12 protein-coding genes are annotated in these 11,874 nt (G+C 54.3%); 2 read left to right on the forward strand and 10 right to left on the reverse strand.

Annotation, left to right across the window (positions count from 1 at the left end):
- Positions 1-3 precede the first annotated feature (3 nt).
- The 3 genes from lolA to lrp all read right to left on the reverse strand — a co-directional run bounded on the left by lolA (position 4) and on the right by lrp (position 3,648).
- Positions 4-606 (reverse strand): outer membrane lipoprotein periplasmic chaperone LolA, encoded by a 603-nt coding sequence (lolA, locus tag HMF8227_RS07630; RefSeq protein ID WP_162558545.1) that lies wholly within the window; start codon positions 604-606, stop codon positions 4-6.
- Between the two features lies 1 nt (position 607).
- Complete coding sequence (locus HMF8227_RS07635) at positions 608-3,049, reverse strand: DNA translocase FtsK (RefSeq protein WP_109339615.1); 2,442 nt, start codon at positions 3,047-3,049, stop codon at positions 608-610.
- 113 nt (positions 3,050-3,162) lie between these two features.
- A complete protein-coding gene (gene lrp / locus HMF8227_RS07640; RefSeq protein ID WP_109339616.1) occupies positions 3,163-3,648 on the reverse strand; it encodes a leucine-responsive transcriptional regulator Lrp in 486 nt (161 codons plus the stop codon).
- A gap of 129 nt (positions 3,649-3,777) precedes the next feature.
- Here lrp and ald point away from each other — a divergent pair, with 129 nt between their 5' ends.
- Positions 3,778-4,908 (forward strand): alanine dehydrogenase, encoded by a 1,131-nt coding sequence (gene ald / locus HMF8227_RS07645; protein ID WP_109339617.1) that lies wholly within the window; start codon positions 3,778-3,780, stop codon positions 4,906-4,908.
- Positions 4,909-5,350: 442 nt separating this feature from the next.
- Positions 5,351-5,737, forward strand: a complete 387-nt coding sequence (locus HMF8227_RS07650) for a DCC1-like thiol-disulfide oxidoreductase family protein (RefSeq protein ID WP_109339618.1) — start codon at positions 5,351-5,353, stop codon at positions 5,735-5,737.
- 33 nt (positions 5,738-5,770) lie between these two features.
- Here the strand turns inward: HMF8227_RS07650 and HMF8227_RS07655 are convergent, their stop codons facing one another.
- From HMF8227_RS07655 to tmk, 7 genes are all read right to left on the reverse strand, one after another.
- Positions 5,771-6,181, reverse strand: a complete 411-nt coding sequence (locus tag HMF8227_RS07655) for a hypothetical protein (protein WP_109339619.1) — start codon at positions 6,179-6,181, stop codon at positions 5,771-5,773.
- A gap of 847 nt (positions 6,182-7,028) precedes the next feature.
- Complete coding sequence (locus HMF8227_RS07660; RefSeq protein ID WP_109339620.1) at positions 7,029-7,277, reverse strand: EF-hand domain-containing protein; 249 nt, start codon at positions 7,275-7,277, stop codon at positions 7,029-7,031.
- A gap of 100 nt (positions 7,278-7,377) precedes the next feature.
- Positions 7,378-8,379 (reverse strand): oxygen-dependent tRNA uridine(34) hydroxylase TrhO, encoded by a 1,002-nt coding sequence (gene trhO, locus HMF8227_RS07665; RefSeq protein WP_109339621.1) that lies wholly within the window; start codon positions 8,377-8,379, stop codon positions 7,378-7,380.
- A gap of 199 nt (positions 8,380-8,578) precedes the next feature.
- A complete protein-coding gene (locus tag HMF8227_RS07670; protein WP_109339622.1) occupies positions 8,579-9,544 on the reverse strand; it encodes an arginine deiminase-related protein in 966 nt (321 codons plus the stop codon).
- 41 nt (positions 9,545-9,585) lie between these two features.
- On the reverse strand, positions 9,586-10,365 hold the full coding sequence (locus tag HMF8227_RS07675; protein WP_109339623.1) for a TatD family hydrolase: 780 nt from the start codon (positions 10,363-10,365) through the stop codon (positions 9,586-9,588).
- 1 nt (position 10,366) lies between these two features.
- On the reverse strand, positions 10,367-11,254 hold the full coding sequence (gene holB, locus HMF8227_RS07680; protein WP_109339624.1) for a DNA polymerase III subunit delta': 888 nt from the start codon (positions 11,252-11,254) through the stop codon (positions 10,367-10,369).
- The gene (gene tmk / locus HMF8227_RS07685) at positions 11,251-11,871 is read right to left on the reverse strand and encodes a dTMP kinase (RefSeq protein ID WP_109339625.1); all 621 of its coding nucleotides are present in this window, start codon (positions 11,869-11,871) and stop codon (positions 11,251-11,253) included. Before tmk ends, holB begins: the two co-directional genes overlap by 4 nt.
- Between the last annotated feature and the right edge of the window lie 3 nt (positions 11,872-11,874).

The raw sequence follows: 11,874 nt of genomic DNA on the forward strand, positions 1-11,874 counted from the left end.
AGCTTAACGCTGGTCGTCCAGCTCATATCCTTTAGCGAGGTTGTAGTTAAACAGCCCCTGTTCTAACAACACATTCTGCTGGATATTGTAAAAATCAAACTCACTGGTTTGCTGCTGCCTGTCGAGCATGGTCAGCTTGCTTAGCGTGTTATCGTCGAAACGAATCCTAAGCTGAGCGATATGACTGTCGTCACTGCGGCTTGCGACCACAAAGTCGCTATCGTCCCGGCTGACGTTAAACTGCGCCCAGGTGTCCGGATCGCGCTGAGCCAACAGTACCAGCGGATTATTCTGCACCGCCTCGGACTGGTTCATGGCCACCACCTGCTCCACAAAGGGGTCGATGTGCCAGACAGTGTCGCCATCGGCGATAACGATGGTGTCGTTGGGCGCGTACAACTCCCAGCGTAATTGATTAGGCTTTTGCAGTTGCAGCAAGCCCTCAGCCTGCTGAATAACGGTGTTTTCGGCATCGGTCACCGTCTGCTTAAACTCGGCCTGATAGGTATTCAGCGCATCCAGCTTTTGTTCTAACGCCTCTTTGGCGCCTTCGGCCGCTGCCAGGCTGGAAAAAAATAACGCACAACTGAGTAGTAGTTTTTTCATATTAATCTCTTGGAGGGGGTGGCGGTGCCAACACATCGCGGTTGCCATTGTGGCCCTGGGCACTGACCACACCGGAGTGCTCCATCTGCTCCACAATGCGCGCCGCCCGGTTATAGCCGATGCGGAACTGACGCTGGATACTGGACACCGACACCTTGCGTTTTTCGGTGACAAAGGCCACGGCTTCGTCGTAGAAGGCGTCCATCTCCTGATCGCCGCCTTCGGGCTGCTCACCCGGCAATAAGACTTCAGCGGTGGCTTCGCCATTGAGAATTTCATCCACATATTCCGGCTCGCCGCGAGACTGCCAGTCGGCCACCACATTATGCACCTCGTGGTCATCCACAAAGGCACCGTGAACCCGGGTCGGCACGCCTGAGCCCGGCGGCAGATACAGCATATCACCGGCGCCCAGCAAGGCTTCGGCCCCCTGCTGGTCGATAATGGTGCGTGAATCCACCTTAGACGACACCTGAAAGGCAATTCGCGTAGGCACATTGGCCTTAATCAAACCGGTGATCACATCCACCGAGGGCCGCTGCGTGGCCAGGATCAGGTGAATGCCTGCCGCCCTCGCCTTCTGGGCGATTCGGGCTATCAGCTCTTCCACCTTCTTGCCGACGATCATCATCATATCGGCGAATTCGTCCACCACCACCACGATGCTGGGCAGTTTTTCCAGATCCGGGGCCTCGGTTTCCATGCTCTCTTCCGGTTTCCACAGAGGATCTTTAATCGGCTCGCCGCGCTCGATGGCATCGGCCACCTTGGCGTTATAGCCTTTCAGGTTACGCACGCCCAGCTCCGACATCAGCCGGTAGCGGCGTTCCATCTCGCCCACACACCAGCGCAACGCATTGGCAGCCTCATTCATATCGGTGACCACCTCAGCCAGCAAGTGCGGAATGCCCTCGTACACCGAAAGCTCCAGCATCTTGGGGTCGATCATGATCAGGCGCACATCTTCGGGCGTGGATTTGTACAGCAGGCTGAGAATCATCACGTTGACGCCCACCGACTTACCCGAGCCCGTGGTACCGGCCACCAACAGGTGCGGCATCTTGGCCAGATCCACAATCACCGGTTTACCGGAGATATCCGCGCCCAGCACCATGGTCAGTGGCGACGGAGATTTCTTAAAGGCTTCCGATTCGATGACTTCGCTTAAACGCACCATTTCGCGGTTTTTATTCGGCAGTTCCAGACCGATCACCGATTTTCCGGGGATCACCTCTACTACCCGTACCGACATGGCCGATAAGGCCCGTGCCAGATCTTTGGACAGGTTGCTGATCTTGGACACCTTAACGCCCGGCGCCAGATCCAGCTCGAAACGGGTGATCACCGGGCCCGGATACACACCCACCACGGTCGCATCCACATTAAAGTCAGCCAGCTTCTCTTCCACCAAACGAGAGACCTGATCCAGCTCTTCCTGGGTAATGGGGTTTTGATTCTTATCCGGCCGATCCAGTAAGTCGAAAGACGGCATTTCCCCTTCCACCACCGGCTTCTTGGGTTCGGGCCTGGTATGTTTGGCGGCCTGCTTCTTATCCGCCATGGGGTCCAGCATCACGGGCTCTTCCGGCATGGAGGGTTCATCCATAGGCGGCAAATCGGCAATCACCGGCTCTTCACGCATAACCGGCTTGTCGTCCTCCATCTTCGGCTCGGCCGCCTTTTTACGCTTAAACAGGCCGGCAACCTTGCTGTTGCTGGCTGGCTTATCGGGTTCGGTCTCGGGCACAGGATCCGGCTCAAAGGGCACATCGGGCTCTGTGGCCATTCGGTTCGGTTCGGCTTGCGGTTCCTGTTCTTCATGTGCGCGCTTGGGCATGGAGATAGAAAAACCGGATAACTTATTGGGCAGTTGCATCAGCGCCTGAGTGCCGCGAATGGCCCATTCGCCCATGGTATCCACAATCAATAGCCAGGAAATACCGGTCATCAGGGTAAAGCCGGTACAGAAAAAGCACAGCAGCAGTAAGATGGTGCCAGGCAGATTAAAATACGGCAGCAGCCGGCCGCTGATGGCATCGCCCATAAAACCACCGGCGGAAAACGTGTAAATATCATCGAAGTTCAGGCTACCCAGGCCCGTGGCACCCACCATTACCAGGATGGTGCCAATAAGGCGCAGGCTGATGGTCAGGTAATCCAGCTCCATCAGATGTTTGGTCTGCTGGAATAAAAACCAGCCTAACAGGGCCGCGGCAAACGGAAATAAATAAGCCACATAGCCAAAGGTGTTCAGCAGAATATCGGCAAACCAGGCACCAATCGGCCCGGCGGCATTGTGGATCTCATCGCGAAATCCGGCCTGGCTCCAGCTGGGATCAGCCGGGTCGAAGGAAGCCAGCGACAACAGCAAAAACAGCGCAAAGGCGCTGCTGATGATCATGCCTACTTCCATGATCCTTTGGATACCGGATAAACGTGCCATAGTTTCGATTGGGATGTCCTTTCGGGATACTGCTTACCAGCGCCTAAAGATACCAGCCATCGGGCATAAATCCTAGAGCCTGTTGGCCTCTCATGGCGCCGTTTTCAGCCTGTTCATTTAAGGTTAATCTTTAAATTGCCGGTGTGTTTCACTTCTTCCATCACCACATAGGTGCGCGACTCACTCACACCGGGTAAACGCAGCAGTGTATCGCCCAGCAGTTTCCGATAGCTGGACATATCCGCCACCCGGGCCTTGAGCAAGAAATCAAAATCGCCGGACACCAGATGGCATTCCTGAATATCCTCCTGCTTTTTCACCGCAGCAGAAAATTCTGCAAAGATGTCCACCGAGGTTTTAGTCAGGGTAATTTCCACAAACACCAGCATGGCGGCGCCCAGCTTGGACGGGTCCACCTGAGCGTGATAACCGGTAATATAGCCTTGCTGCTCTAAACGGCGCACTCGCTCCAGACACGGTGTTGGGCTCAAGCCCACCTTTTTAGACAGATCCACGTTGGAAATACGGCCATTTTTCTGCAGCTCCACCAGGATATTGCGGTCAATGCGATCGAGGTGTTTTGGGGTTTTTACCAGCATACAATTATCTACCAATCAGGTTTATAGCAGAATATTACACTGGTTTTCATCGAAATTCAGCACACATGTCTGGAAAGCTTCACCTATACTGCGCTTCCCTACTGAAAATCAAAACAGGAAACCTCTGAAATGCTAATCGGTGTACCAAAAGAAATTAAAAACCACGAGTACCGTATCGGTCTGACGCCTGCTGCCGTTAAAGAATTTGTGACTCACGGCCATCAGGTGATGGTGGAGAACAATGGTGGCGCCGCCATCGGCTTTACCAACGAGCAGTATGAGCAAGCCGGTGCGACCATCGCCGATAAGCCGGAGAGCATCTTTGAACAAGCGGAAATGATCGTAAAGGTCAAAGAGCCGCAGCCTAACGAATGTAAGATGCTCAGTCGTGGCCAAACCCTGTACACCTTCTTGCATCTGGCCCCGGACCCAACACAAACCGAGCTGTTGATCGAATCCGGCGCTACCTGTATTGCCTATGAAACCGTTACCGACCGCAGCGGCGGCCTGCCTCTGTTGGCCCCCATGAGTGAAGTGGCTGGCCGTATGTCCGTACAAGCCGGTGCTCATTATCTGGAAAAAGCCCACGGCGGCAGCGGCACTCTGCTGGGTGGGGTTCCCGGTGTTGCCCCTGGTAAGGTACTGGTTATTGGCGGCGGTGTGGTCGGCACCAACGCGGCGAAGATGGCCATTGGCCTGGGCGCGGATGTGACCATTTTGGATCGCTCCCTGCCGCGTCTGCGTCAGCTGGACGATATCTTTGCCGGTCGCACTAACAATGTCTTCTCTACTGTGGATGCCATCGAGCATTACTCGGCCCGTGCCGATCTGATTGTGGGCGCGGTCCTGATCCCCGGTGCCGCAGCGCCGAAACTGCTGACCCGTGACAATATCCGCGCTATGAAAGAGGGCTCTGTACTGGTGGATGTGGCCATCGACCAGGGCGGCTGCTTTGAAACCTCCAGAGCCACCACTCACCAGGACCCTGTGTATAACGTGGACGACGTGGTGCACTACTGCGTAGCCAATATGCCGGGCGGCGTGGCCCGCACCTCTACCATGGCACTGAACAACGCCACCCTGCCCTTTGGTCTGGCCCTGGCCAACAAAGGCCCCAAACAAGCCATGTTGGATGACGAGCATCTGCTGGCCGGCCTGAACGTGCACGAAGGCAAGGTCACCTACAAAGCGGTAGTTGACGCTCTGGGCGAACAGCTGGGCTTTAGCTATACCGATGCTAAAACCGCACTGGGTGGCTGATAGTGCCTGACTTCATCGGAGCTTGCCTACGCAGACACGCCGTCAATACCTCCCTGTAGGCTCCTTTTCGGCGTCCTGCCTCGCAGGGTCTGCTTAAGGCTAGCACCAACAAAATCAGAAAGCCGGGTCAAATACCCGGCTTTTTTATGTCAAGGGGGTGAATCACGGTGCGCTCTGCGCACGAGGCCTTGGGCGAACCACGCCCGCTATTGGCGAGAACGCGCAGCCAATAGAGTGGTGAGCGGGAGGGCAACGGATGCCCGACCAGGACTTTTGCTACTGGCAGGAAACCGCAAGCAAAAGGCCGGGCTGGAATATCCTCCCAAGGACGGGTGCTAGTGATGGCTTAAAGCATTAGTTCACGAATACGAGAGCAGCGATTCGGCCTGATTATCACCGACTGGGCAGCTAAACTTAGGGCAAAGCCACTATATAGCTGTTTATGAGCCAATCCCTGCCACCGCTGGAAGTTTTCTACGACGCCGCATGCCCGCGTTGCCGCAAAGACCGGGTGCGCTATGAAAAGCTGGCCGGGAAATACGCCCACAACATCCTGTGGCTGGACGCCAATACCCACCAACAGAAAATGGCCGAGCTGGATATCGACTACCACGCCGCCCTGCTGGCACTGCACATCTACCGCCCGGATATCAACGAAGTCTACAAAGAACTGGACGCCTATGACCTACTGCTGGGAAGAGTCCCCTGGCTTAAGCCCTTAGGCTGGCTGTTCAGAATCCCTGTCATCAGACCCGTACTTGCCAAGTGGTATCACCACTGGGTGGTAAAGCGGTTATGTCAGCAAGGGAGGATGCCAAGGGAGGGGTAAAACTTATTTCGCACCTTAAAATGTATGTAATATTTATTGATAGAACTTGTTATTACATATTTTGCAGTAATGATAAGGGGATGGAGTGTACTTGGCTCTTTTTGCATATGATAAATGATGGGTTTTATCATCTTTTTCATAGCACACAGGGCAAAATGGAACATCGTCACCTTCAGCTCGGTACAACTTCCCATCAAATTCAAGTAACCGCTTCTTTTGCAGGATTTCTTCCAGTTCTTTTATTCGAGAATCTTTGTCTAATAATGCTTGCTGAACTTCGGCCATCTCAAGTCTTACATCAGCCAATGTGCTTATAAGATCAGCGATTTTTAACTTCGTTTCAGCTTCATTCAGTGTAAGCTGACTATCTTTTATTAACTTCGCAAGATCTGTCGCAGTCTTCACATTAGAAAGGACCGTTCCAATAGTTGCTAAATCAGGCATAGATTCCTCTTCAAATCAAAGGGGTAAGAGAAGGTCGAGCTCGCTACCTGCTGATACCTTTCCAAGTCTAGTACCCTACAGTAAAGCCATTCAGTTAATCAATTAGCTTTGTCATATTGGCCTTTCCCTGCTGGATATATGACGTACCGTCCCGGCACGCCAGCCCCTTTTAGAAAGACCTAAAAGGGGCGAAAAGGTCTTTGGTCGCTGCTGACTTTCCGGGAACCTTGCCGAACCAAGGCTCTGACGACGTCGAACCGGTTCTAGGTAGCGTCCTGCAAGGCTATCGCCTCGCGAAATCATCCAGGATTTCGCGTTCGATTGAGCTTTGGTTCGGTAAGGGAAAGTCAAAGCGACTGGAAGTAACCCCAAGCTCTACTCATCACCTTTAGCACCTCAAGAACTTCATGATTAGAACATAACCCTCGGTTTTGCACCCATTGGCCCGTTAAAACACCCTGTGGCGGGCAAGCGCCGCAAAAAGTGGGTCAAATATCAGGGAGAGATTTGAGCGAAAACGAACAGGGAGTGAGTGTGAACGACCGACTTTTTGCAAGCCTGACCGGCACGTCTAGGGTGTCCACGGGCCACTAGGTCCTTTTCGCTACTTTTGTGAGCTGACAAAAGTAGCTGGCGCCTTATGGATAAGGCGTCATATCCGGCAGGGAGACCAAAGTTAGAATCCTCTTACCAAGCAGGATTCTAACTTCTCAATAATCATTAAAGAGCTGGACCCCGCATCGGGGTAGGGGTGACGATTTGGTTTGGGCCCGCGCGGACGACCTGGACGAGGCCCTGAAATCAATTCAGGGCGACAGGTGATGGCGGTGGCCTACCGCCGGAGGGCTTAGTACTCCCACCACCCCTGTTGCCACCAGGCCAGAAATTCATCGAAGTCGATATGACCATCGCCGTTTTCGTCGATCATGGAAAAGGCTTCGGCCACGGCGGCGTCTTTGGTTTTGGGGGATAATGCGGTGAGCAGTTCGGTAAATTCTTCCAGGTCGATCCGGCCGTTATCGTCACGGTCGAAGAAGTTGAATTCGTCTTTTACCTGAGCCACCTGCTGCTCGGTGAGTGCTTGTTGTTCGGTCATACTAAAAACCCCGCTAACTGGATACTCCGGCACGTCGCTGATGCTTACGCGCCCATAATAAAACCAGTGTAACGGGGTCGTATTAAGGCTGTCTAGTAGTTTACGCCTTGCTTTGGCCTTGTTGGGCGGCCAGGTCACGGGCACGCTGCTCGGCGGCTTTCTGGCGGCGGCGCTGTTCCATCGCTTTGCGGGCGTCTGAGCCGACATGCTCTTCGTTACGCTGACGGGCCAGCTGTACCTGCTTTTCACGCTCGCGGAACCGGGCAATCTGCTCGTCGCTGTGTGTGCCATAGCATCGGGGGCAGGATACACCGCGCTCGAACTGGTCGCTCTGCTTGTCTTCCTCGGTAATCGGCAAACGGCAGGCGTAGCACTGGTCATAACCGGCCCGTTCCAGGTCGTGGTTTACCGCCACCCTGTTATCGAACACAAAGCAGTCGCCTTCCCACAGGGACTCGTCCTTATCCACCTCTTCCAGGTACTTCAGGATGCCGCCTTCCAGGTGATACACCTCTTCAAAGCCCTGCTCTTTTAAGTAGGCGGTGGACTTTTCACAACGGATGCCGCCGGTGCAGAACATAGCCACTTTCTTATGCTTGTTCTTATCCAGGGTCTTTTCCACATACTCGGGAAATTCGCGGAAGGTGTCGGTATTGGGATTGATGGCGCGTTTAAAGGTGCCGATCTCAATCTCATAGTCGTTGCGGGTGTCGATCAGCATCACCTCGGGATCGGAAATCAGATCATTCCATTCGCTGGGCTTTACGTAGGTACCCACGGTTTTACGCGGATCGATGCCTTCTACGCCCATGGTGACGATCTCTTTTTTCAGCTTCACCTTGGTGCGATGAAACGGCTGCTCTTCGTCATAGGATTCTTTATAGCTGATGGGGTTTAACCGCTCATCGGCGTTCAGCCAGGCCAGCAGGCTATCGATACCTTCACGGCTGCCCGAAACGGTGCCGTTAATGCCTTCTTTGGCGAGCAATAAGGTGCCTTTGATGCCATGGCTTTCCATGGTTTCCAGCAAGGGCTGACGGAGGGCTTCGAAATCGTCCAGGGTGACGAACTTATACAGCGCACATACAACGTACTGAGACATGATTTTTCCTCTATGCGGTCTGGAACGTAAAACCAGAGCATGAACAACCGGTGTGCGGGCACACCACGACCGCCTGCCAGCAACCTATTCGTACTGGCAAGCGGCGCGCATTGTATAGAAAAAACCTTACCATTTAAAGGGACTAAAGAGCCCGTTTACCTTCCCTGCTCGTCGGCAAGAGATAAACAGGCCTTAACGCCTAACTGGCTTTGGCGGTGACTGCCTGCTTTTTGGGCAGAAAGACCTCGGCCACCATGCAGCGCACACTGCCGCCGCCCACCTGCTCAATGGTGGGCACAGCGATGGGCAATATAGTGGCGTATTGGCTGAGTGTCTGGCGCTGACGCTCGGTAAAGCCGTAATAAGCGGTTTGCGACATCAGCAGGTAGCGCTTACCGTCCTCGTTCTCCACTTCCAGTACATTGCCACACATCTGGTTGATCTGGTTTTCCGACAGCAATATCAGCTCGCGCTGTTCGGCCAGAGAGGCAATCACCTCGTCGCGGCGCCCGGCCTCGATCACATCCGGGCAGACCACCGCAAAACGCTCGCCAATGCTCATCATTACATTGGTATGATACACCGGCTTACCGGATTGGGTTTGGGTCTCGAACGCCTGAAACTGATAACCCAGCTCAGTCACATACCGCTCACCGAGCTGGCGGTGGCAACGCTGCGAGATGGCCGCATAAGCCTGTTTATGGATATGGTCAAACACCAGTGCGCCTGTGCCTTCTAAGTACACGCCAGGCGCGGCCTGATCGCGTATATCGCGAGTCTCACTGATGGTAAAACCATGTCTGAGCAGGCTTTGTTGGAGCCAGTCGGGATACACTTCCTGGCGGCGGTTTTCGGTGGCCATGGGAAACAGGCTCAGTTCACCGTCAGCACCAGTAGTGAACCAGTTGTTGGGAAACACCGCATCCGGGGTTTTGGGCCTGTCGGCGGGCACTGCCATTTCCACCACATCGATATGGTGGCCTCTGAGGGTGTCCACCATGTTCGAAAACTCGGCCATCGCCTGTCCGCGCACCTCTTCCTGTGACAGAGTCAGGCGCTGCTGAAAGGCGTTATCCTTGCCGGTTTGGTTGTTATACGCAAAGTGAAGCGGTGGCACCATTACCAGAGTGCGGGCCACCTGGGGTTGTGTGTAGGGCATCATCATATTGTTGTTTTGTTGTGTAAGTTACGTTTAGAACTGCCTTATCAAACGTGTGAGCGCTCGATTCGATCAAACAGTCGGTAAAAATTATCCGTGGTGATCCGGGCTAACTCCTCCAGGGGGATGTCCTTTAAGTCGGCAATATACTGCGCCACCTCTTTAACGTAAGCGGGCTGGTTTTGCTTGCCTCTGTGTGGCACCGGCGCCAACCAGGGCGAGTCGGTCTCAACCAACAGTCGCTCTATAGGTAAGGCCTTAACCACCTGTTTAAGTTCCTTAGCACCGTTAAAGGTCACAATACCGGAGATGGAAATATAAAAATCCATTTCCATGGCGGCCTCAGCCATTTCCAGGCTCTCGGTAAAGCAATGCAGTACCCCTTTGGTATGGTCGGCTTTGTGTTGCTTTAACAGTTCGATGGTATCTTCGCGGGCATCGCGGGTGTGAATAATCAGCGGCTTATTGGTCTCATTTGCCACCTTAATATGGTCGATAAACGACTGAATCTGCACCGCTTTACTCTCGGGGCTGTAGTGATAATCCAGCCCGGTCTCGCCAATGGCCACCACCTCATCGCGGCAGGCATAGCGAATCAGCTCATCGTAACTGCAGGCGTCTTCCTGATGCAGGGGGTGTACCCCGCAGGATACCGACACATTGTCATAGGCTTTCACCTTATCCAGCATGGTCTCGTAATCATTAACGGCCACACAGACACAAAGCAGGTGCTCCACACCGGCATCGGTGGCGGCCTGGATCACCTCATGTAATTGCGATGGGTCTTTGTCCAAGCGGTCCAAATGGCAGTGAGAATCAACTAACAAATCAGGCTCCTGTAGTTTGAGATTGAGAAATTAAAACACCCAGCAGGTGATAAAGGATCAGGCTCTTATTGGCCCCGGCAGACATCAGTTGACGGCGAGCCGCCACACAACGCTGATGCAGTTCCGGGTCGAGCCGACCCTGCTGGCGGGCCCAGTGTTCGAGCCAGGCCACCGTATCTGAGGCTTTGTCCTGCCAGTCATTGGCAAGGCTCAGGGGGCTTTGCTGGCCGTTTAACACCCGCTCAAGCTGAGCAATAAAATCATCCAGACGGCTGGCCTCCCCCTGCTCCACCAAATGCTTTAGGGTCATGGGAGCCGAGCCATACAAAGACGATAATATCTCGGACTCGGGCATCAACCCCTGACCGTTCAGCCAGTTTTCAGTCTGAGCCCGGCTGGGGGTTGGCAGGCGTACTTTCAGGCAACGGCTTACAATGGTGGGTAACAGCCCTTCTAAGCTGGTACTGGTCAGAATCAAGTAGGTATTGGCGGTCGGCTCTTCCAGGGTTTTTAACAGCGCATTACTGGCCGATTCGGTCATGGCATCGGCGTGATGCAGAATCAGCACCTTAGCGCCGGACAGCTGCGAGGTGCCGGTCAGCTTACCGATTCCTTCGCGGATCAGATCCACGCCGATGGCCTTGTCGCTTTCTAACTCGATAAAATCCGGGTGTGAACCGGCCTGATACAGCTTACAGGACTGACACTGCCCACAGGGACGATCACCCGATTGTTGACAGAGTAATAACGCGGCCAAACTACGGGCAAAGTCGCCCTGCCCGCTGCCCGGTGAGGCTTGCAGTAGCAAACCATGATGCAGCTGGCCGCTTTGTCGCTGCCTGGCTAGCTGGTCAAACTGAGTCTGAAACCATGGCAGGCAAGGATTCATAAATACCTCGTTTCAAGCACGCCTCGGATGGCCTGATGAACCTCGTCCATAGGCTGGCTGGCATCGATGGTGACGATCTTGTCATCCTGCCCGGCAAGCGCGAGATAGCGCGCCCGGGTGCGGTTAAAAAAGTCAATCTGCTGCTGTTCGATGCGATCCAGGTCGCCACGCTGACGCGCCCGCTGCAGGCCAATGGCCGGATCGATATCCAGATACAGAGTCAGGTCCGGCTCAAAGCCTTTAAGGCTGATGTGACGTAGGCTGTCGAGCATAGCGTCAGGTAACTCACGCCCCCCCCCCTGATAGGCGCGAGAGGACAGGTCGTGGCGATCGCCCAACACCCACTGACCGTTTGCCAAGGCGGGTTTGATGACGTTTTCCAGCAACTGGACCCGGGCCGCATACATGATCATCAGCTCCGCCTCGGCGGTGACCGTTTCCTGCCAGTGACCCTTAACGCAATCGCGCAGAGCCTCGGCCATTGGCGTACCGCCTGGCTCACGGGTACACACCAGGTCATGGCCCTGACGCTCAATCCAGTCTTTCACCACGGCCACGGCGGAGCTCTTGCCCGCGCCTTCCAAGCCTTCGATAACGATAAATTTTGCTGCTGACATAGC

Origin of the sequence: Saliniradius amylolyticus, from assembly GCF_003143555.1 — a bacterium.
Taxonomy (GTDB): Bacteria; Pseudomonadota; Gammaproteobacteria; order Enterobacterales; family Alteromonadaceae; genus Saliniradius; species Saliniradius amylolyticus.